Origin of the sequence: Pseudomonas sp. dw_612, assembly GCF_018449725.1 — a bacterium.
In the GTDB taxonomy this organism is placed as follows: Bacteria; Pseudomonadota; Gammaproteobacteria; order Pseudomonadales; family Pseudomonadaceae; genus Aquipseudomonas.
Window position 1 is genome coordinate 175,537 of sequence record NZ_JAAVVC010000013.1, and the last position, 22,109, is coordinate 197,645.

Consider the following 22,109-nt stretch of genomic DNA (forward strand, 5'->3'; position numbering starts at 1 on the left):
GCGAACTTCAACCATCAGCCAAATCATCGTGCGCCTACGCATAAGGTAATCCCTTCCTACACCGCTTCGCCCTTGATCCTACCCCCCGCCCAGGCCTAATCTAGCGCCACGCAAACGTTTCACCCCCTCGCCGTACCGATACGCCGCTTCTCCATTCCAAGGAGGTTTTCGAATGTTCGATTTCCACCCCCAGCTCAAGCAGCGCTTCGCTGCCTTGCGCACGGGCGCTGAATTCTTTTCGCTGCGTTATGTGCGCGAGTCCGGCCAATACCTCTCGGTGCGCAAGAACGTCGCCGAACCGCCGAGCCTGAGCCGTGATGAAGGTGCGATGCTGACCGTTCGGGTCAACGGCGTCGAAGCCTATGCCGCGACCAACGACCTGTCGCAACAAGGCCTGCAAGCCGCGCTGGAAAAAGCCGAGCAACAAGCCCGCCGACTCAAGCCCCACGCCTTGCTCGACCTGAGCGCGCAGCGTGTTTCCAGCGACCGCGCCGACTACTTGTCGCCGAACTTCGACCAGCCCTTCCCGTCCCTGAGCGACTGCTTTCAACTGCTCGGCGCCGAGTCCGCCGCCGTGCCCAAGGACGAGCGACTGGTGAACTGGCAGGTGAGCATCGGCATCACCAACGTCGAACAGATTTACCTCAGCAGCGCCGGCGCCGAACTGCGCCAGGCCCAGCGTTTCGTGTACCCGAGCCTGGAAGTCACCGCCTACGACGGCAACGACAGCCAGACCCGCACCCTGGGCCGGGAGAACTTCGGCCAACAGGGTGGCTTCGATGTGATCAGCCGCTGCGGCCTGGTCGGTGCCGGCCCGAAAATCGCCGATCAGGCGCTGCAATTGCTGCTGGCACCGAACACCCCGCAAGGCCCGCGCGACTTGCTGTTGATGCCGGACCAGATGATGTTGCAGATCCACGAATCCATCGGCCACCCGCTGGAACTGGACCGCATCCTCGGTGACGAGCGCAATTACGCCGGCACCAGTTTCGTCAAGGCGCAGGACTTTGGCAGCCTGCAATATGGCTCCAAACTGCTCAACGTGACCTTCGACCCGGAGATCCCCGAGCAGCTTGCCAGTTACGGGCATGACGACGACGGCACTGCCGCGAGCAAGCAATTTCTGATCAAGGAAGGTGTGTTGCTGCGGCCACTCGGCGGCGCGTTGTCGCAATTCCGTGCAGGCATGGATGGCGTCGCCAACAGCCGCGCGTGCGGCTGGAACCGTCCACCGATCGATCGCATGGCCAACTTGAATATCGAGCCGGGCGACCAGCCTTTGGAAAAACTGATCGGCGGAATCGAGAACGGCATCTTGATGAGCACCAACCGTTCCTGGTCCATCGACGATGCGCGCAACAAGTTCCAGTTCGGTTGTGAGTGGGGTCAGTTGATTGAAAACGGCGAACTCAAAGGCGTGGTGAAAAACCCCAACTACCGGGCGATTTCCGCACACTTCTGGAAAAGCCTCAGCGCCGTCGGTGATGCCAACACCTTCAAGGTATTGGGTACGCCGAACTGCGGCAAGGGCGAACCGAACCAGGTGATCCGCGTCGGCCATGCGTCGCCAGCCTGTGTGTTCAGCAATGTGGATGTGTTTGGGGGAGATGCCTGATGAGTACTTCGAAAAATCAGGTCGAGTCGTTCAAGGCACTGGTCAATTGGCTACGCGAGGCTATTCAAGAGCCGGAGCAATTCACCCTCAGCTACGCCGCCGAGTCCTCGGCCTTCGTGCGTTTCAACCACGCCAAGGTTCGTCAGGCCGGGCAGGTGCAGCAGGCGAGCGTTGGTTTCAAACTGATCAACGAGGGTCGCCACGCCGACCTGAACATCACCCTCTCCGGCGATGCTGAAACCGATATCCAGCGCCTGACCGAAGGCCTGCAACAACTGCGCGAAACCTTGCCGCTGCTGCCCGCGGATCCTTACCTGCTGCTCAACCAGAACGGCTGGCAGAGCAAGAACCTGCAGGATCACCCGCTGCCGGACACCGAGCAGGTCGTCGCCGAAATCACCCAAGCCGCCGAAGGGCTGGACCTGGTGGGTTTCTACGCCGCCGGCCCGATCAGTCGCGGCTTCGCAAGTTCCTCGGGGGCGTTCGGCTGGCATCAGGCCAACAGCTTCAACTTTGACTTCAGCCTGTTCCACGACAACGGCCAAGCGGTGAAAGCCAGTTACGCCGGGCACGACTGGAACAGCGAAGGCTTCGCTAAGCGTTTTGCCCAGGCGCGCGAGCAGTTGGCGTTTCTCGGTCGGCCGTTGCGCACCCTGGCACCGGGTCAGTACCGCGCGTACCTCGCGCCGGCTGCCATGGAAGAAATCATGGACATGCTTGGTTGGGGCGGTTTTTCCGCGCAGTCGATTGCCAGCAAGAACAGTCCGTTGCAGAAGCTCTACGCCGGGGATCAGTCGTTCAGCCCGTTGGTGTCTGTCGATGAGAAAGTCAGCGGCTCCCTGAGCCCGGCGTTTTCCGGCGAAGGTTATCCGCGCAGCGATCTGGGCCTGATCCTCGCAGGCAAGGCCGGCGAGCAAATGGTCAGCTCACGCAGTGCCGCCGAATATGGCCTGACGGCCAATGGCGCGGGTGGCGGTGAAATGCCGAGCGCGTTGAACATGGCGGCTGGCGCGTTGCCGGAAGCGGAGATCCTCAAGCAACTGGGTACGGGCCTGTACATCAGCAACCTCTGGTACCTGAACTACTCGGACCAACCGGCCGCGCGTCTGACCGGCATGACGCGGTTTGCGACGTTCTGGGTCGAGAATGGCGAGATTCAGGCACCCGTGAGCACCATGCGTTTTGATGACAGCGCCTACAGCCTGCTCGGCTCGCAGCTGGAAGCGTTGACCCAGGAGCGCGAATTGCTGCTATCGGCGAGTACCTACAGTCAGCGGGCCACGGCGTCGGCGTTGTTGCCGGGGGCGCTCGTCAGCCGATTGACCTTGACCCTGTAATCACAAAACCTGTGGGAGCGGGCTTGCTCGCGAAGAGGCCATTACATTCAACATCAATGTTGACTGATCCACCGCTTTCGCGAGCAAGCCCGCTCCCACATGGACCGCGTCCCACAATGACATTGCATTAACACTTCTCCCGCAAGAGGTCCCATGCCCAACCGCCCAGCTCTCGACCCCATCACCGCCCGCTGGTTGCCGTGGGTCGTCGCCATTGCCTTCTTCATGCAGTCCCTCGACGGGACCATCCTCAACACCGCCCTGCCGGCCATGGCCCTGGACCTGGCGGAAAACCCGTTGCGCATGCAGGGTGTGATCATTGCCTACATGCTCACCGTCGCCCTGCTTATCCCCGCCTCGGGCTGGATCGCCGACCGTTTCGGCACCAAGAAGATCTTCTTCGGCGCGATCCTGCTGTTCAGCATCGGCTCATTGCTCTGCGCCTTATCGAGCACACTGACCATGCTGATCGGCGCGCGGATCATTCAAGGCCTGGGCGGTGCCTTGATGTTGCCGGTCGGCAGGCTGGTGGTGCTGCGGGCCTACCCACGCTCGGAGCTGGTGCGGATCATGGGTTTCATCACCATTCCCGGTCTGCTCGGCCCGCTGCTCGGCCCGACCACTGGCGGCTGGATGGTGCAATACCTGTCGTGGCACTGGATCTTTTTGATCAACCTGCCGGTCGGCGTGATCGGTTGCTACGCCGTGTGGAAATTCATCCCCGACCTGCGCGGCAGCGAACGCACGCGCTTCGATGGCCTCGGCTTCCTGCTGTTCGGCGCGGCGATGGTGCTGATCACCATCGCCATGGAAGGCCTCGGCGAATTGCACCTGCCGCACCTTCGCGTGATGTTGTTGCTGTTCGGCGGTATGGCGTGTCTGGCGGCGTATTGGCTGCGGGCCGGGCACATCGACAATCCGCTGTTCGCGCCGTCGCTGTTCAAGACCCGGACCTTCGCCGTTGGCATTCTCGGCAACCTGTTCGCCCGACTGGGCAGCGGTGCGTTGCCGTTCCTCGTGCCGTTGCTGCTGCAAGTGGCGCTGGGTTATTCGCCGTCCCAGGCCGGGATGAGCATGTTGCCGCTCGCGGCGGCGGCGATGTTCGCCAAATCCGTGGCGCGACCGCTGATCGAACGCCTGGGCTACCGCATCGTGCTGACCGGCAACACCCTGGCGCTGGGCGTCATGCTCGCGGCCATGGGCCTGGTCAGCGAGCAGACGCCGTACTGGCTGCTGCTGGTGATGCTGGCGATTGCCGGCGCAATCAACTCCTTGCAGTTCACCGCGATGAACACCGTGACCCTGATCGACCTCGACGACGCCAGCGCCAGCAGCGGCAACAGCTTGCTGTCGGTGGTCGCGCAATTGTCCTTGAGCCTCGGTGTGGCGTGCGCCGGCGCCCTGCTCGGCGGGTTTACGGCGGAGGTCGGCAACGATGGCGTAGACACCGTGCTGGGCGCGTTCCAACTGACCTTCGTGACCGTCGGCATCATGGCGATGCTGGCCGCGACGATCTTCTCGCAGCTGTCACCCAACGATGGCCGTCGGGTAGTCAGTCGCGAACACGACATCGAACACTGATGTAGCAGCTGCCGAGGCACGAGGCTGCGTTGCGTGTCCGCAGGACCGCCCTCGGGGTCTGCTTCGCAGCCCAACGCAGCCTCGTGCCTCGGCAGCTGCTACAGACTGATCTCAGAGTTTCTTCGCAGCCCGACGCAGCCTCGTGCCTCGGCAGCTGCTACAGACTGATCTCGGAGTTTCTTCGCGGCCCAACGCAGCCTCGTGCCTCGGCAGCTGCTACATGACATGCTTCTCGTCCAGAATTTGCAGGTGAAGAGCCTGGGACTGATACACTGCGCGACATTTTGTTTTGCAGGCCAGTCCCGTGACCACCATCGCCACCGCTTTTAATACTTTGCCGCTGTCCGCCGCCATGCTGGCTAACCTCGACTCCCTCGGTTATGCCCAGATGACGCCGATCCAGGCGCAAAGCTTGCCGGTGATCCTCAAGGGGATGGACCTGATCGCGCAAGCCAAGACCGGCAGCGGCAAGACCGCCGCCTTCGGCATCGGCCTGCTGAACCCGATCAATCCGCGCTTCTTCGGTTGCCAGGCACTGGTCATCTGCCCGACGCGTGAGCTGGCGGACCAGGTTGCCAAGGAAATCCGTCGTCTGGCCCGTGCCGAAGACAACATCAAGGTCCTGACCCTGTGTGGCGGCGTATCCTTCGGCCCGCAGATCGGTTCGCTGGAGCACGGCGCGCACATCATCGTCGGCACCCCGGGCCGTCTGCAGCAGCATTTGCGCAAAGGTTCGCTGGTGCTGCATGGCCTGAACACGCTGATCCTCGACGAAGCCGACCGCATGCTCGACATGGGTTTCTACGATTCCATCGAAGAAATCATTGCCCAGACCCCGGAACGTCGCCAGACCCTGCTGTTCTCCGCCACGTACCCGACGGGCATCAAGCAGTTGGCGGCGAAGTTCATGCGCACGCCTCAGATCGTGAAGGCCGAGGCGTTCCACGACGATACGCAGATCGAGCAGCGCTTCTACGAGATTTCCCCGGAAGAGCGCATGAGCGCCGTGACCAAAGTCCTCGGCCACTTCCGCCCGGCGTCCACCGTGGCCTTCTGTTTCACCAAGCAGCAAGTCCAGGAAACCGTTGATCACCTGACCTCCAAAGGCATCTCCGCCGTCGGCCTGCACGGCGATCTGGAACAGCGTGACCGCGACCAGGTGCTGGCGATGTTCGCCAACCGCAGTACTTCGGTATTGGTCGCCACCGACGTCGCCGCGCGCGGTCTCGATATCGATGCGCTGGACATGGTGATCAACGTCGAACTGGCCCGTGACTCGGAAATTCACATCCACCGTGTTGGCCGTACTGGTCGCGCCGGTGAGAAAGGCATCGCCATCAGCCTCGTCGCCCCGTCCGAAGCCCACCGCGCCCAGGCCATCGAACTTCTGCAGAAGTCACCGTTGAGCTGGGATCAGATCGACAACCTCACCTCCCAGGGCGGCGCACCGCTGCTGCCGGTGATGAGTACGTTGTGCATCGGCGCTGGCCGTAAAGACAAGGTGCGTCCGGGCGACATTCTGGGTGCACTGACCGGCGATGCCGGGATTCCGGGCGCTCAGGTCGGCAAGATCGCAATCTTCGACTTCCAGGCGTTTGTGGCCGTGGAACGCGGGATCGCCAAGCAGGCGTTGCAACGCTTGAATGACGGCAAGATCAAGGGCCGTTCGTTGCGTGTGCGCATTTTGTAAGAGATCGTCTGGCTGACAGAGATCAAATGTGGGAGCGGGCTTGCTCGCGAAGGCGGACTGACAAACAACATCTATGTTGAATGTGCTGGCCTCTTCGCGAGCAAGCCCGCTCCCACATTGGTTTGTCGGTGAATCTGAATTTTGTGTGAGGACACCGTTTTGCGCTCTACCGAAGTCGTGATCATTGGCGCTGGCGCCGCAGGGTTGATGTGTGCGCTGACCGCCGCCGGGCGCGGGCGCAAAGTGATGTTGCTCGACCACGCCAACAAGGCCGGCAAGAAAATCCTGATGTCGGGCGGTGGCCGCTGCAATTTCACCAACATGTACACCGAACCGGGCAATTTTCTCTCGCAGAACGAACATTTCTGCAAATCCGCACTGGCGCGCTACACCCAGTGGGATTTCATCGGCATGGTCGCCAAACATGGCGTGCCGTACCACGAGAAGAAACTCGGCCAGCTGTTCTGCGATAACAAATCCAGCGACATTCTCGAGATGCTGCTCAACGAGTGCGATCAGGTCGGCGTCAGCCTGCATCTGGACACCTCGATCCAGACCATCGAGAAACTCGACAGCGGTTACCTGCTGGACACCACGCTCGGCCAAATCACCTGCGAATCCCTGGTGATCGCCACCGGTGGCTTGTCGATTCCGACCTTGGGCGCGACCGGTTTCGGCTACCAAGTCGCCAAGCAGTTCGGTCACGACCTGCTGCCGACCCGCGCCGGCCTGGTGCCGTTCACCATCACCGATCAACTCAAAGAGCTGTGCACCGAGTTGTCCGGTACGTCGGTGGATTGCCTGGTGAGCTGCAACGAGCAGAGCTTCCGCGAGAACATCCTGTTCACTCACCGTGGCCTCAGCGGCCCGGCGATTTTGCAGATTTCGTCGTTCTGGGAATCCGGCGACACGGTGGAAATCAATCTGATGCCGGACCACGACGTGCCGAGCTGGCTGCAACAGCAGCAGGCCGAACGTCCGAACAGCGAGTTGAAAACCCTGCTGGGGGAAATCTTCACCAAGAAGATGGCCAACCTGCTGGCGGACAACTGGTTCGTTTCCAAACCGATGAAGCAATACACCCACGCGGAAATCGCCGACATCGCCGAAAGACTGGCGAGCTGGACAGTCGTGCCCGCCGGCACCGAAGGCTACCGCACCGCCGAAGTGACTCTGGGCGGCGTCGACACCCACGAAGTGTCGTCCAAAACCATGGAATCGCTGAAAAGCCCCGGCCTGTACTTCATCGGCGAAGTGCTGGACGTCACCGGGCATCTGGGCGGCTTCAACTTCCAGTGGGCCTGGGCCTCGGGCTACGCCGCCGCGCAGTACGTCTGACTACACATTTCTATGAAGCTGTGTAGAAGCCTGTAGGAGCTGTCGAGTGAAACGAGGCTGCGATCTTTTGACTTTGCTTTTCAAAGGCAAGATCAAAAGATCGCAGCCTCGTTTCACTCGACAGCTCCTACACAGCTCCTACAGGGTGCGTGATTCGCCAGGTAAGGAACAGATTTTGCTATCAGATGTGATCGGCGCCATTGCGTCGGCGTCATTACTGGCTCAATTTAGCGTCATCGCCTCGGAAGGCCCTCGCACTTCATGTCATCGACCCCATTTAGTCAGTCTCTGCGTCGCCTCTGGGCGCTGGATAAATTCAGCTACAGCGTGCGGGTGTTCATCGCCCTGACCGGCAGCATGGCCGTTTGTTGGTATCAGGATGAAATGGGGCTGTTGATCCCGTTGTTCCTGGGCATTATCGCCAGCGCCCTGGCCGAGACCGACGACAGTTGGCAGGGCCGCCTCAACGCGCTGGCCGTGACGCTGGTGTGTTTCAGCGTTGCCGCGTTCTCCGTCGAATTACTCTTCCCCTACCCCGTCATTTTTATCATCGCCCTGGCCCTGGCCAGTTTCGGCCTGACCATGCTCGGCGCCCTCGGCGAACGCTATGGCGCGATTGCCTCGGCGACGCTGATTCTGTCGGTCTACACCATGATCGGCGTGGACCAGCGCGGCGGCGCGGTGACCGATTTCTGGCACGAACCGGTGCTGCTGGTGGCCGGTGCAGCCTGGTACGGTTTGCTCTCGGTGCTGTGGCAGGCGCTGTTTTCCAACCAGCCGGTGCAGCAGAGCCTGGCGCGGTTGTTCCGTGAATTGGGTTTGTACCTGAAGCTCAAATCGTCGCTGTTCGAGCCGATCCGGCAAATGGACGTGGAGGCGCGGCGCCTGGAACTGGCCCAGCAAAACGGCCGGGTGGTGGCGGCCCTGAACGTCGCCAAGGAAATCATCCTGCACCGGGTCGGCAACGGTCGCCCTGGTTCGAAAGTCAGCCGTTATCTCAAGCTGTACTTTCTCGCCCAGGACATCCACGAACGCGCCAGTTCTTCGCACTACCCTTACAACGCCCTGGCCGATGCGTTCTTCCACAGCGACGTGATGTTCCGTTGCCAGCGCCTGCTGCGCCAGCAAGGCAAAGCCTGTCGCGCGCTGGCCGAATCGATCCAGATGCGCCAACCCTTCGTCTATGACGCCAGTTTCGCCGAAGCCCTGGGCGACCTGCACGCCTCCCTCGAGCACCTGCGCATCCAGAGCAATCCGGCCTGGCGCGGGCTGCTGCGGTCCTTGCGCGCACTGGCGGCCAACCTCGGCACCCTCGACCGCTTGCTCAGCGACGCGAGCAACCCCGACGCCCTCGCCGACGCCACCGACAGCAGCCTGCTCGACCGTTCACCGCGCAACCTCAAGGATGTGTGGCTGCGTTTGCGCACGCAGCTGACGCCGACTTCGTTGCTGTTCCGCCACGCCTTGCGTTTGCCTTTGGCGCTGAGCATCGGCTACGGCATGGTGCATTTGATTCACCCGTCACAGGGTTACTGGATCATCCTGACGACGCTGTTTGTCTGTCAGCCAAACTACGGCGCGACCCGGCGCAAACTCGGGCAGCGGATCATCGGCACCGCCATCGGCCTGACCCTGGCCTGGGCGCTATTCGATCTGTTCCCGAACCCGTTGATCCAGTCGTGCTTCGCCATCGCTGCAGGGGTGGTGTTCTTTATCAACCGCACCACGCGCTACACCCTGGCGACGGCAGCGATCACCCTGATGGTGTTGTTCTGCTTCAACCAGGTCGGGGACGGTTACGGGCTGTTCCTGCCGCGCCTGTTCGATACCTTGCTCGGCAGCCTGATCGCCGGACTGGCCGTGTTCCTCTTCCTGCCCGACTGGCAGGGCCGACGCCTGAACAAAGTGCTGGCCAACACCCTGACCTGCAACAGCATTTACCTGCGCCAAATCATGCAGCAATACGCTGCGGGTAAAAGCGATGACCTGGCGTATCGCCTGGCCCGACGCAACGCACACAACGCCGATGCCGCGCTGTCGACGACGCTAGCGAACATGCTGATGGAACCGGGGCATTTCCGGAAAGAAGCGGATGTCGGTTTCCGTTTCCTGGTGTTGTCCCACACGTTGTTGAGCTACTTGTCAGGCCTCGGCGCGCACCGTGAAACCCAATTGCCGCCGGATGTGCGCGAGCATTTGATCGACGGTGCGGGTGTGAGTCTGGCAGCCAGCATCGATGAAATCGCCCAAGGGTTGGCGAGCAAACTGCCGATCGCGATTCAGAGTGATGCGGAAGAAGCGCTGGCCAATGAGCTGGAGCAGATGCCGGACGAGATCGATGAAGGTCAGCGGCTGGTGCAGACGCAGTTGGCGTTGATCTGCCGGCAGTTGGGGCCGTTGCGGACGTTGGCGGCGCATTTGATCAAGGATACGAGCGAGGATTGAACCTTGTGGTGACCGGGCGGGCCCCTTCGCGAGCAAGCCCGCTCCCACAAGGGGAACGTATTCCAAATGTGGGAGCGGGCTTGCTCGCGAAAGCGCCATCAGCCACACCACCAATCAACTTGCAGCTTGAAGCTCAAAACTTGCCGCTACCCTACATCCCATGCTGCTTCATCAACCGCTCATAACTCCCATCCGCCTTCATCGCCGCAATCTCCCGATCAAACCCCGCCACAATCTGCTCATGCTGCGGGTTCTTCAGGCTCACCAGAATGTGCAGGCTGTTCTCACTCAGCGGCTTGGGCAGGAATTCGACGGAATTGCGCACCTTGGCCGATTCCCGGGCCAGGTAATAGCGGGCGACGAACTCGTCTTCCAGGGTCAGCTTGACCCGGTCCGCCGCGAGCATGCGCACGGCCATGGCGAAGTTATGCACAGGGATTTTCTGCAACGCCGCATCCTCATCGAATTCCGGCGAATAGGCATAACCACGCACCACCGCGATCGGGTAGGTGTGCAGTTGCTGCAGGTTGTTGTATTCGATCGGCGCGTCTTTACGCTTGATGAAGCGCACGCGGTTGAGCAGATACTCGGAGGAGAATTGCCCGAACTTGGTGCGGTCGTCGTTGTACCAGGCGTTGACCAGCACGTCGTAGCGACCCTCACCCACGCCCAACAAGGCCCGCGCCCACGGCACTTGCTCGAAGTCACTGGCATAACCGGCCCGGGCCAGCGCGGTGCTGACGATGTCAGTAGCCAAACCACCGTTGACCAGCGTGGCATCGGTAAAGGGAGGCCAGGCATCGGCCACCAGACGCAGCTTTTCCGCCGCCGCATTCTGTGTCAGCAACAGCAATCCAATCAAAGCAAAGGCTCGATGCAATCGCGGCATGCTAGAAAATCCTTAGCGGGCGGGCTGCCCGACGTGTTTTTCAGCCAAAACTCCAAGACTCAAATACCGGCCTGGCGGTACTAAACCTTAGCTCATTGAAGCCACTGCACAGCGCTGACTTGCAGATTACACAAAGAAGACAATGCCGCGCGAAATGAATGATGGCATTTTGGCCTATGTCACAGATTTCTCCGCCATCAAGACATCTTTCGCCGGGGCGCTTAGTATCTGGAGCACGTTGTTCAAGGAATATGAAGATGACAATCGAGTGGGTCTGCAAACATCACAGCGATCTGGGTAAAGAGCAGCTGTATGCCATTTTGAAGTTGCGCGCCGAGGTGTTTGTCGTCGAGCAGCAATGTGTCTACCAGGATGTCGATGGCCAGGATCTGGAAGGCGACACCTGCCATGTGATGGGCTGGGATGGCGAGCGATTGGTCGCGTACCTGCGTTTGCTGGACCCGGAACTGCAGGGCGGCGACGTGGTGATCGGGCGAGTGGTGACCGCGCCTGAAGGCCGTGGCCAGGGGCTGGGGCATGAAATGATGGAACAGGCGTTGAAACAAGCTGAAAAGCGCTGGCCCGACATGCCGATTTATCTGTCGGCCCAGGCGCATTTGCAGGGTTATTACGGGCGGTATGGGTTTGTGGTGGCGGGTGAGGAGTATGTCGAGGACGGCATTCCGCATATTGGGATGCGTCGTTCCTGAGGACCTCTTCGCGGGCAAGCCCGCTCCCACATTGGAATGCATATCCCTGTGGGAGCGGGCTTGCTCGCGAAAGCGTCAGCCCAGCCGCCGAAAAACTTCAGGGATATTCCAACACCGCTTTAATCTGCCGCAAATTACGCTCGATCCACCCCCGGTCAATCGCTCCCCAATCGCGAATCCGATAACGCCCGGCATGGTTACGCGCGCCGTCTTCCTGTTCGAACTCACACACGATATCCAGATCCGCCAGCGCCGCGATGGTGTCCTGGGCTGTGCGCCGAGGCATGCCGGTGACTTCGGTCAGGGTCGGGACGCTGCTGGCCAGCCCGCTGTCGATCAGGTACGCCACGTACAACCGGCGGTAAAAGCTGCTTTTGGTCTTGCTGACGTCCATCCGGACACTCCTTATTGCATATCCCGCCACGTCAGATACACCCGCAGATCAAACTCCACCTGGTGATACCCCGGCATCATGTGTTCGCACAGTTTGTAGAACGCCTTGTTGTGATCCGACTCTTTGAAATGCGCCAGTTCATGCACCACGATCATTTTCAGAAACTCCGACGGCGCTTCCTTGAACAGCGAAGCGACGCGGATTTCTTTCTTGGCCTTGAGCTTGCCGCCCTGCACCCGGGAAATCGTAGTGTGCAGGCCGAGGGCACGGTGGGTCAGGTCCAGGCGGTTGTCGAACAACACCTTGTCGATGGCCGGGGCGTTACGCAGGTATTCCTGTTTCATATCCAGGGCATAGATGTACAACGCCTTGTCGCTTTGCACGGCGTGCTTTTGCGGGTAACGCTGGTCCAGGTAGTCGCCCAGCCGACCGTCCGCGATCAGCTGGCGCACCTGGTCCTGCAACGCAACGGGATAGGCCTGGAGGTATTTCAACGCGGTCATTGGGCGGGCAACATGCAGCATGAAAAGGTCGCCAGTGTAGCGAATTCAGCGGGCCAGCGCGCTCCAGTCGAAGGGCTGCACAAAGCCTGCAGCATCTTCGGCCATCAGTGGCCGCGCCACCAGGAAACCCTGCACATACTCGCAGCCATTGGCCCGCAGCCACTCATATTGCGCCACCGTCTCCACCCCTTCGGCAATCACTAGCAGACCGTATTGTTTGCACAGATCAATCACCGTGCGCACCAGCGTTGCATCCCTTGACGACTCGGGCAACCGGGCAATCAGGTGCCGGTCAAGCTTGAGGGTGTCCAGCTCCAGATCCCGCAGATGAGACAGCGAACACGGACCAGAACCGAAGTCATCCAGTGCCACCCTCACCCCCAGATTGCGCAGCAAACGCAGCTGTTTCCGGGTTTCATCGGGGTTGATCATCAAGGCTTCTTCAGTGACCTCGACTTCAATTTGGTGCGGCTGCAACTCGTGGCGTTCCAGAACCAGGCGCAATTCGGTGACCAGATTGGGCATGCCAAATTGCGTGCTGCTCAAACTCACTCCCAGCACCAGATCCTCGGCAAACAGGGTTTCCCAGGCTTTGCGCTGCTTGGTGCTGCGATGGTAAATCCAACTGCCCAGGCGACTGATCAACCGCGCCTCTTCCAGCAACGGCAAAAACAAGCCTGGCGGCACATCCCCGACACTCGGGTGCTGCCAGCGCAATAACGCCTCGAAGCCACGAATCTGCCCGCTATTGATCGCGACCTGCGGTTGGTAGACCAGATTGAAATCACGGTTCTCGATGGCCGTGCGCACGCTCTCTTCGAGCATCAACCGCGAGCGCGCCCTGCCGTTCATCTCATGATCGTAAAAGCGGTATTGCTGACGGCCGGCGCGCTTGGCCTCGTACATCGCAATGTCGGACGCCCGCAGCAACCCGTCGAGGTTGGAGCCGCAGTCCGGGTAAGTGGCGATGCCGATGCTGGCGCCCAGCGCAATGTCCAGGCCTTCGATCTGCTGACAGATCGACACGCGCTCGATCAGTTTCTCGGCAATCTTCGCCGCTTGTTCGGGGAACTCCAGATCCAGCAACGCCGTGAACTCATCGCCGCCCATGCGCGCCAGAATGTCGAAGGGCCGCAAGCAGGCCTTCAACTGTTCGGAAACCCAACGCAACACGCGGTCGCCGGCATCGTGCCCCAAGGAGTCATTGACCCGCTTGAAGCCGTCCAGATCCAGATACAGCAGCACCCAGGCGCTGTCGGACCGTTCGCCTCGCAGCAGCAGGTTTTCCACGGTCTGTTGAAAACCCCGCCGATTGAGCAGCCCGGTCAGCGGGTCGGTAACAGCCTGGAATTCCAGTTGCTGATGCAGATGACGCACCACCGACATGTCCAGCACCGTCACCACCATCGCGTGCTGCTCGGAGGGCAACGGTGCGCAGGACAAGGCCACCGGCACCTGTTGACCCGGCGCCGTGCGCAGCAGGGCATCATGCAAACGCAGGGTTTCGCCGCGCTTGTAGCCGTTATAAAGGTCGGAATCGGCCCAGATCGGGATGTGCGGTTTTTGCAGGAAATCCAGAAACTCCCGGCCCTGCAGGTCTTTGACCGTGGCATTGAGCAGCCGCGACATCGCGGGATTGGCAAACCGGATCAGACCGTCCTCACCCACCACCAGGATGCCTTCGGCGGCATTGTCCAGCACCGAGGCATTAAACGCCCGCGCGACCTCCAGATCGTGGCTCAGGCGCTGCAACGCCCGACGATTGCGTTGATGCTCAAGCAATGCCTGAACCTTGGGCTTGAGTATTTGCGGATCGAAGGGTTTAAACAGGTAATCCACCGCACCGCTGGCGTAACCCTTGATCACGGCGTCCTGGGACTGTTCGTTCGCGGTCAGGAAAATAATCGGGGTCAGACGGGTGCGCTGGCTGCCGCGCATCAGCCGCGCGACTTCGAAGCCATCCATGCCCGGCATCTGCACATCCAGCAGCACCAAGTCGACATCGTGTTCAAGGAGCAAACTGAGTGCCTCGAAGCCCGAGGCGGCGGTCATGACCTGCCAGTCCTGGCGCTGTAACAACGCGCGCATGCTGATCAGGTTTTCAGGGTAATCATCAACGATCAAAAGGACAGAGCTGCCTTCACTTGGCGTGGGTTGCGCGCATTCCATGCTGCTTCTCTTGTTCAGGGCGACAGGCCGGTTTCTCGTGAAAACCGGACAAATACTGAGACTTCACTCTAGACCCGGATCGCGAAAAGCAGTAGGTATCATCGCGCCATCATGTAACCAAAGCGTCCATAAGCCGACTAACGGTCGGCTCTACAGCCCCCTGAAACCGCGAAAGATGGCTTTTTGACAGGATGTTGGCGTCAATCATCTGCCAGACGGGCATTAACAAACCGGCCGACTACGCTTATAAAGACTGCCCTCCAAGGCCCGTGCTAGAGCTTCTGGCACGGGCGTGCAGCATGAATTCGTGGAAGCTTTGTCTATGATCGATCTCGCAACATGGAACCTCAGTGTTCCTGTCGGCAATCCGCCGTACACCGTCGAAACAGCCAAACTGGTGAACGGTTTCAAGGACCAATACTTCCACTCCGACACCGGCACCCTGTTCTTCTGGTCCCCGGTTACCGGCTCCAAAACCGAAAACGCCAAATACCCCCGCACCGAACTTCGCGAAACCTACAGCAACGGCACCCTGCGTAACTGGCTCTACCCGCAAGCCGACAACTCCCTGCGCGCGACCCTGGCGGTCAATCAGGTGCCCAGTTCCGGCAAACTCGTCATCGGCCAGATCCACGCCTATGAAAGCCAGAAACCCTTGGTGAAGCTTGAGTATCAATTCAAGACCAGTTCGCAAACGGGCAACATCGTCGCCAAAGTGCGCATGCACCCTGATGACGGCGAAGGGCGGGTGATCATCATCGCCACGGGGGTGAAACTGGATCAGGAGTTTTCCTACCTCATTCATTTGAGCCCGGGTGGTGCGTTGGGCATCAGTGCGGCGGGTTATCAGTGGGATTCGAAGATCAGCGCGACATGGCGCGACAAGCCGCTGTATTTCAAGGCAGGTGTGTATGTGCAGGACCACACCGGGTATACCAGCGAAGGCGGGAAAGTGACGTTCAGCAAGCTGGATATTGATCACGATAAGTAGCGAAACCGCATTCACTGCCTTAAAAGATCGCAGACTTCGGCAGCTCCTACATGGGAATACGTACACCTGTAGGAGCTGCCGAAGGCTGCGATCTTTTGATCTTCCGCTCCGAAATCCACGTAGGAATTCACCCCTTTTGGCGAGGGAGCTAGCTCCCGCTGGGCGGCGAAGCAGCCCAAAACACTGCCATCGCATTCCTACAGCCACACCGCAGCGCCCGATTTTGCGGCGGCTGCGCCACCGAACGGGGGCAAGCCCCCTCGCCACAAGGGTTATGCGCCGTCCTACAGTGCGGTTGCAGCCATCAAAGTCGCCGCTTATAGTTCGCCCCGTCGCTGACAGCAGTCGGCGATAGGGTTTCGCAGCCCTACAGCGCAACGGCAACCAAGCTCCATAACAAACGATGGTCGTTTTGACGCCCGCAGTTCGTTTTATGGTGGCTGCGTGTGGGAGACCTTCGGGTCTGCCGGGTTCCTTGTGCCTCGGTCTGCGAACCCGCACGCAGCTACCACCCAATTCGTTTCGCAGCGAACGGCAGTAGCTCTTCTCTTTCAGCACAAGGAAGATTTACTTATGACAATGAACAACCCGCCCCGCCGCTTCACCCCCATGTCCCAATTCGCCACCGACTACCCCGTCCTGCTCATCGACAGCGACGCCCCGATCCGCGAATTGCACAACTGCGTCAGCGAACGCCTCAACGCCGTCCTCAAATACCTCAACCTCATGGCCTGCACGAGCCTGCCGGACTACGCCGAAAACGACATCAACACCGTCACCAATATCGCGTTGATCCTGCTACGCGACGTAGGTGATGTGTTTCGGGTGATTGAGCAGCGTGGGTTTGATACGCCTTAAGTTAAGTATTCAATTTCAAGCATAAAAAAACCCGCCAATCGGCGGGTTTCTTATCAACGCTGTTTAACGCTCAGGCTTAGTTAACCTTGGCGTTCAACTCACCTTTCAGGTAACGCTGGTACATCGCTTCCAACGAGATCGGCTTGATCTTCGAAGCGTTGCCGGCAGTGCCGAACGCTTCGTAGCGAGCAATACACACGTCACGCATGGCGGTCACGGTCGCGCCGAAGAATTTACGCGGGTCGAACTCACTTGGGTTGGTGGCCATCAGGCGACGCATTGCGCCGGTGGATGCCAGGCGCAGGTCGGTATCGATGTTGACCTTGCGCACGCCGTGCTTGATGCCTTCGACGATTTCTTCAACCGGGACGCCGTAGGTTTCTTTGATGTCGCCGCCGTACTGGTTGATGATCGCCAGCCAGTCTTGTGGCACCGAAGACGAACCGTGCATCACCAGGTGGGTGTTCGGGATGCGTTTGTGGATTTCTTTGATGCGGTCGATGGCCAGCACGTCGCCGGTAGGCGGCTTGGTGAACTTGTACGCGCCGTGGCTGGTGCCGATGGCGATGGCCAAGGCGTCGACCTGGGTGCGTTTGACGAAGTCAGCGGCTTCTTCCGGGTCGGTCAGCATTTGGCTGTGATCCAGAACGCCTTCAGCGCCGATGCCGTCTTCTTCACCGGCCATGCCGGTTTCCAGCGAACCCAGGCAGCCCAACTCGCCTTCTACCGAAACGCCGCAGGCGTGCGCCATGGCCACGGTTTGTTGGGTGACGCGGATGTTGTAGTCGTAGTCGGTCGGGGTCTTGCCGTCTTCGCCCAGGGAACCGTCCATCATCACCGAGCTGAAGCCCAGCTGAATGGAGCGCTGGCAGACGTCAGGGCTGGTGCCGTGGTCCTGGTGCATGCACACCGGGATGTGCGGGAATTCTTCGATGGCGGCGAGGATCAGGTGACGCAGGAACGGGGCGCCTGCGTATTTGCGAGCACCGGCCGAAGCCTGGACGATCACCGGGGAGTCAGTCTTGTCAGCGGCTTCCATGATGGCGCGCATCTGCTCAAGGTTGTTGACGTTGAAGGCTGGAACGCCGTAGCCGAATTCGGCTGCGTGGTCCAACATCTGGCGCATGCTGATAAGTGCCATTGTGTGTGTCTCTCCCGGTTTGGGTCGTTAATCGTGCCAGCCTGCCGTAGCGGCGGCGGCTATTCAAGTTATTGCAGATCGGGGGTTGGTCCGGTCCGCTCATTCGGTGTTACAAAATCTCAGGAACCTGCACAGATCCCTTGTGGGAGCGGGCTTGCTCGCGAATGCGATTTAACATTCAACGTTTATGCAGGCTGACCCACCGCCTTCGCGAGCAAGCCCGCTCCCACATTGGGTCCGTGGTGTGTCAATTACTGCGCTTTACAACCGCGGCCAATCAAATCATTGGTGGCGACCCAGTACACCAGGCCTTCCTCACCTTTTACGTGAAACGCCAGCATGTCGTTGCTGTACAGCGAACCTTCGGCGCCCGGTTCAAGCTTCAAGCGATAGACCTGATCGGCCCCGCCGAGGCGCACGTCGACTTCCTTGCGGCTGTCGTCGGTATAGCGCCAGAGCACTTTCGCCTGGCTGTCGCAGGTCCAGGTGGTCCAGTTGTCCGCCGGTGCCGACATGTTGAACAGGTTGAAATTCGAGCAACCTGCCAGCAGTGCCAGCGCCATGATGGCGATAAAACCTTTCATCCGTGTTCCTCGACCGACGGCGCACGCCGCCGGCCTTGAGTAAAGAGTCAGACCCGTCAAGGGCAGCCATGTTCCTTGGCCGGGGCCTGGGTCTCGTATTTGTCCAGGCCATCGGGCCCGGAACGCTTGTTCAGCACCGGGTTGGTTTCTGCCTGCCAGTCGGCCTGGTAGCAGCCTTTATCCACCGGCGCAGACGGCGCGGGGTCCGGTTTGGCTTTCGGGTTACTCCCGCAAGCCGCCAGGGAAACCGCGACGATCAACAGTGCAATCGTCTTGACCATGTGAACACTCCTTTGCCTGGTCAATTGAGTCGCCTCAGGCCTTGGCCCGGCTTTCCAGGACCTCAACGGCCGGCAGCACCTTGCCTTCGACGAACTCGAGGAACGCGCCACCGCCGGTGGAAATGTAGGAGATCTGGTCTGCAACGCCATATTTATCAATGGCCGCCAGGGTGTCGCCACCGCCAGCAATCGAGAACGCCGAGCTCTCAGCGATGGCCTGGGCCAGCACTTTGGTGCCGTTGCCGAACTGGTCGAATTCGAACACACCCACCGGGCCGTTCCACAGGATGGTCTTGGACGACTTCAACAGCTCGGCGAAATTCGCCGCGGTCTGTGGGCCGATGTCCAGGATCATGTCGTCGGCAGCCACGTCGGCGATCAGCTTGACGGTCGCGGTGGCGCTTTCAGCGAATTCCTTGGCCACCACGACATCCACCGGCAGCGGCACGCTGACCTTGGCGGCGATGGCGCGGGCGGTGTCCAGCAAGTCTGGTTCGTACAGGGATTTACCAACCGGGTGACCGGCCGCCGCCAGGAACGTGTTGGCGATGCCGCCACCGACGATCAACTGGTTGCAGATCTGGCTCAGGCTGTTGAGCACGTCGAGTTTGGTCGACACCTTGGAGCCGGCAACGATGGCCGCCATTGGCTGAGCCGGGGCGCCGAGGGCTTTGCCCAGTGCGTCCAGTTCAGCGGCCAGCAACGGACCAGCCGCAGCGACTTTGGCGAACTTGGCCACGCCGTGGGTCGAACCCTCCGCACGGTGAGCGGTGCCGAAGGCGTCCATCACGAACACGTCGCACAGGGCGGCGTATTGCTGGGCCAGTTCGTCAGCATTCTTTTTCTCGCCCTTGTTGAAGCGTACGTTTTCGAACAGCACGATGTCGCCGGCCTTCACGTCAACGCCGCCCAGGTAATCGGCCACCAACGGCACTTCGCGGCCCAGGGCCTTGCTCAGGTAGTCAGCGACAGGCTTGAGGCTGTTCTCGGCCGAGAACTCGCCTTCGGTCGGACGGCCAAGGTGCGAGCAGACCATCACGGCCGCACCTTTTTCCAGGGCCAGCTTGATGGTCGGCAGCGAAGCCAGGATACGCGCATCGCTGGTGACAACACCGTCCTTGACTGGGACGTTGAGGTCTTCGCGGATCAGTACGCGCTTACCTTGCAGATCGAGGTCGGTCATCTTCAACACGGTCATGGGTCGCAATTCCTGAGTTACTGTTTTTTAGAGACAGAAAGTGGAGCGGCTATTTGCAGGTAGTGCTCTGCAACGTCCAGCATTCGGTTGGCAAATCCCCATTCGTTGTCGAACCAGGCCAGGATGTTCACCAGCCGTGGGCCGGAAACGCGGGTCTGACTGGCATCGACGATGGCCGAATGTGGGTCGTGGTTGAAATCACAACTGGCGTGAGGCAATTCAGTGTAGGCCAGCAGGCCTTTGAGCGGACCGCTGGTGGCGGCCTCGCGCAGTATCCGGTTGACCTCGGTGGCGTCGGTGTCGCTTACGGTTTGCATCGTAATGTCGAGGCACGACACGTTCACCGTCGGCACCCGTACGGCTTTGGCCTGAATTCGCCCGGCAAGTTCCGGCAACAGGCGTTCGATGCCGCGCGCCAGACCAGTGGACACCGGGATCACCGACTGGAACGCCGAACGGGTGCGGCGCAGGTCTTCGTGGTGATACGCGTCGATCACCGGCTGATCGTTCATCGCCGAGTGGATGGTGGTGATCGACACGTATTCCAGACCAATGGCCTGATCCAGCAGGCGCAACAGCGGCACGCCGCAGTTGGTGGTGCAGGACGCGTTGGACACCAGCAGCTCGTCGCCGGTCAGACAATCCTGGTTTACGCCGTAGACGATGGTGGCGTCGACATCCGCCTCGCTGGCCATCGGCTGGGAAAACAGTACGCGCGGGGCGCCAGCGTCAACGAAGCGCTGACCGTCGGCACGCGTGTGATAGGCGCCGGAGCACTCCAGCACCAGATCGACGCCTAATGACGCCCAATCGATGCCTTCGGGGGTGGCACTGCGCAGGACCTTCACGCAGTCGCCATTAATATGCAGACAATCGCCCTCAATCCGCACTTCACCGGGAAAACGCCCGTGAGTGGAGTCGAAGCGTGTCAGGTATTCGATGCTGGCCATGTCCGCCAGATCGTTGATCGCGACAATTTCAAACCCGGCCTTCTCGCCTCGCTCAAACAACGCACGCAAGACGCAACGACCAATCCGGCCGTAGCCGTTGAGTGCAACTTTGTAGGGACGCGGTTGGGGCATGGGGTTCTCGATGGACGCAGGCAGACAAATTCTCGTTAACAACACAATCCATGCAGGAGCCTGTAGGAGCTGTCGAGTGAAACGAGGCTGCGATCTTTTGATCCTGATCTCAAAAACAAGATCAAAAGATCGCAGCCTCGTTTCTCTCGGCAGCTCCTACAGGGACCGCGGCAGCCGGGGCCACCGCGTTGTGCTTTAGTCTTCCAGCAGCTCTTCAGCCTGACCCAGGATGTTTTCCAGGGTGAAGCCGAACTCTTCGAACAAGGCTGGCGCAGGCGCCGACTCGCCGTAGGTGGTCATGCCGATCACGCGGCCTTCCAGGCCCACGTATTTGTACCAGTAGTCCGCATGCGCGGCTTCGATGGCAATCCGGGCGCTGACTTGCAACGGCAGGACGTCTTGTTTGTAACCGGCGTCCTGCGCATCGAACACGCTGGTGCACGGCATCGACACGACGCGAACCTTACGACCTTGCTCGGTCAGTTTGTCGTACGCCTGAACTGCCAGGCCGACTTCCGAACCGGTGGAGATCAAGATCAGTTCCGGCTCGCCCGCGCAATCCTTCAACACGTAACCGCCACGGGCGATGTCGGCGATTTGCAGTGCGCTGCGTTCCTGATGCTGCAGGTTCTGACGCGAGAAGATCAGCGCCGAAGGGCCGTCCTTGCGCTCGATCGCCAGTTTCCAGCACACCGCGGATTCCACGGCATCGGCCGGACGCCAGGTGTCGAGGTTCGGCGTGCTGCGCAGGCTGGTCAATTGCTCGATCGGCTGATGCGTCGGGCCGTCTTCGCCCAGGCCGATGGAGTCGTGGGTGTAGACGAACACCACGCGCTTTTTCATCAACGAAGCCATGCGCACCGCGTTGCGCGCGTATTCCATGAACATCAGGAAGGTCGCGCCGTAAGGCACCAGGCCGCCGTGCAGGGACACGCCGTTCATGATCGCGCTCATGCCAAACTCGCGAACGCCGTAGTACATGTAGTTGCCGCTGGCGTCTTCCGCCGACACGCCTTTGCAACCTTTCCACAGGGTCAGGTTGGAACCGGCCAGGTCAGCGGAGCCGCCGAGCAGTTCCGGCAGCAGCGGGCCGTAGGCATTCAAGGCGTTCTGGCTGGCTTTACGGCTGGCGATGGTTTCGCCCTTGGCCGCGACTTCCGCGATATACGCCGAGGCTTTTTCCGCGAAGTCTTCCGGCAGATCGCCGCTCAGGCGACGCACCAGTTCGTTGGCTTCGGTCGGGAATGCGGCGGAGTAAGCCGCGAAACGCTGATCCCACTCGGCTTCGGCGGCGCGACCTTTT

At 60.4% G+C, this 22,109-nt stretch carries 19 protein-coding genes; 9 read left to right on the plus strand and 10 right to left on the minus strand.

Annotated elements, in window-relative coordinates; all coding sequences use genetic code 11:
* Positions 1-172: 172 nt before the first annotated feature.
* From HB680_RS20305 to yccS, 6 genes are all read left to right on the plus strand, one after another.
* The gene (locus HB680_RS20305; protein ID WP_213940301.1) at positions 173-1,615 is read left to right on the plus strand and encodes a TldD/PmbA family protein; all 1,443 of its coding nucleotides are present in this window, start codon (positions 173-175) and stop codon (positions 1,613-1,615) included.
* Positions 1,615-2,952, plus strand: coding sequence for a TldD/PmbA family protein (locus HB680_RS20310; protein WP_213940302.1), 1,338 nt, complete (start codon positions 1,615-1,617; stop codon positions 2,950-2,952). The genes HB680_RS20305 and HB680_RS20310 overlap by 1 nt, the downstream gene beginning before the upstream one ends.
* 153 nt (positions 2,953-3,105) lie before the next feature.
* On the plus strand, positions 3,106-4,533 hold the full coding sequence (gene mdtD / locus HB680_RS20315) for a multidrug transporter subunit MdtD (RefSeq protein WP_213940303.1): 1,428 nt from the start codon (positions 3,106-3,108) through the stop codon (positions 4,531-4,533).
* A gap of 352 nt (positions 4,534-4,885) precedes the next feature.
* Entirely contained in the window at positions 4,886-6,223 is a 1,338-nt protein-coding gene (gene dbpA / locus HB680_RS20320) for an ATP-dependent RNA helicase DbpA (protein ID WP_256735590.1), read from the plus strand.
* Positions 6,224-6,382: 159 nt separating this feature from the next.
* Positions 6,383-7,561, plus strand: a complete 1,179-nt coding sequence (locus HB680_RS20325) for an NAD(P)/FAD-dependent oxidoreductase (protein WP_213940305.1) — start codon at positions 6,383-6,385, stop codon at positions 7,559-7,561.
* A gap of 261 nt (positions 7,562-7,822) precedes the next feature.
* Positions 7,823-10,006, plus strand: coding sequence for a YccS family putative transporter (gene yccS / locus HB680_RS20330; protein ID WP_213940306.1), 2,184 nt, complete (start codon positions 7,823-7,825; stop codon positions 10,004-10,006).
* Positions 10,007-10,157: 151 nt separating this feature from the next.
* Here the strand turns inward: yccS and HB680_RS20335 are convergent, their stop codons facing one another.
* A complete protein-coding gene (locus tag HB680_RS20335; protein ID WP_213940307.1) occupies positions 10,158-10,895 on the minus strand; it encodes a transporter substrate-binding domain-containing protein in 738 nt (245 codons plus the stop codon).
* A 257-nt stretch (positions 10,896-11,152) separates the two neighbouring features.
* Here HB680_RS20335 and HB680_RS20340 point away from each other — a divergent pair, with 257 nt between their 5' ends.
* Entirely contained in the window at positions 11,153-11,605 is a 453-nt protein-coding gene (locus HB680_RS20340; protein ID WP_213940308.1) for a GNAT family N-acetyltransferase, read from the plus strand.
* A gap of 97 nt (positions 11,606-11,702) precedes the next feature.
* Here HB680_RS20340 and HB680_RS20345 read toward each other — a convergent pair whose 3' ends face one another.
* Genes HB680_RS20345 through HB680_RS20355 form a run of 3 tightly spaced genes read right to left on the minus strand, consistent with a single transcriptional unit; the run spans position 11,703 to position 14,671 of the window.
* Positions 11,703-11,999, minus strand: coding sequence for a winged helix-turn-helix domain-containing protein (locus tag HB680_RS20345; protein WP_201189954.1), 297 nt, complete (start codon positions 11,997-11,999; stop codon positions 11,703-11,705).
* Positions 12,000-12,010: 11 nt separating this feature from the next.
* Entirely contained in the window at positions 12,011-12,502 is a 492-nt protein-coding gene (locus HB680_RS20350) for a M48 family metallopeptidase (protein ID WP_213940316.1), read from the minus strand.
* Positions 12,503-12,547: 45 nt separating this feature from the next.
* Positions 12,548-14,671 carry an EAL domain-containing protein gene (locus HB680_RS20355; protein ID WP_213940309.1) on the minus strand — a complete coding sequence of 708 codons (2,124 nt, stop codon included), beginning with the start codon at positions 14,669-14,671 and terminating at the stop codon, positions 12,548-12,550.
* Between the two features lie 322 nt (positions 14,672-14,993).
* Here HB680_RS20355 and HB680_RS20360 point away from each other — a divergent pair, with 322 nt between their 5' ends.
* The gene (locus HB680_RS20360; RefSeq protein WP_213940310.1) at positions 14,994-15,662 is read left to right on the plus strand and encodes a polysaccharide lyase family 7 protein; all 669 of its coding nucleotides are present in this window, start codon (positions 14,994-14,996) and stop codon (positions 15,660-15,662) included.
* Positions 15,663-16,235: 573 nt separating this feature from the next.
* Entirely contained in the window at positions 16,236-16,520 is a 285-nt protein-coding gene (locus HB680_RS20365; protein ID WP_213940311.1) for a fructose-bisphosphate aldolase, read from the plus strand.
* A gap of 76 nt (positions 16,521-16,596) precedes the next feature.
* Here HB680_RS20365 and fba read toward each other — a convergent pair whose 3' ends face one another.
* The 6 genes from fba to HB680_RS20395 form a co-directional block, all read right to left on the minus strand.
* Entirely contained in the window at positions 16,597-17,661 is a 1,065-nt protein-coding gene (gene fba / locus HB680_RS20370) for a class II fructose-bisphosphate aldolase (protein WP_054044249.1), read from the minus strand.
* Positions 17,662-17,912: 251 nt separating this feature from the next.
* Entirely contained in the window at positions 17,913-18,245 is a 333-nt protein-coding gene (locus tag HB680_RS20375) for an MliC family protein (RefSeq protein WP_213940312.1), read from the minus strand.
* A 56-nt stretch (positions 18,246-18,301) separates the two neighbouring features.
* Positions 18,302-18,526: a hypothetical protein gene (locus tag HB680_RS20380; protein WP_213940313.1), complete on the minus strand. Its 225-nt coding sequence runs from the start codon at positions 18,524-18,526 to the stop codon at positions 18,302-18,304.
* A 34-nt stretch (positions 18,527-18,560) separates the two neighbouring features.
* Entirely contained in the window at positions 18,561-19,724 is a 1,164-nt protein-coding gene (locus tag HB680_RS20385) for a phosphoglycerate kinase (protein WP_033060390.1), read from the minus strand.
* Between the two features lie 17 nt (positions 19,725-19,741).
* The gene (epd, locus tag HB680_RS20390) at positions 19,742-20,806 is read right to left on the minus strand and encodes an erythrose-4-phosphate dehydrogenase (protein ID WP_213940314.1); all 1,065 of its coding nucleotides are present in this window, start codon (positions 20,804-20,806) and stop codon (positions 19,742-19,744) included.
* 195 nt (positions 20,807-21,001) lie between these two features.
* The coding region (locus HB680_RS20395; RefSeq protein ID WP_276572269.1) for a transketolase C-terminal domain-containing protein at positions 21,002-22,109 on the minus strand (1,108 nt) is incomplete at its 5' end.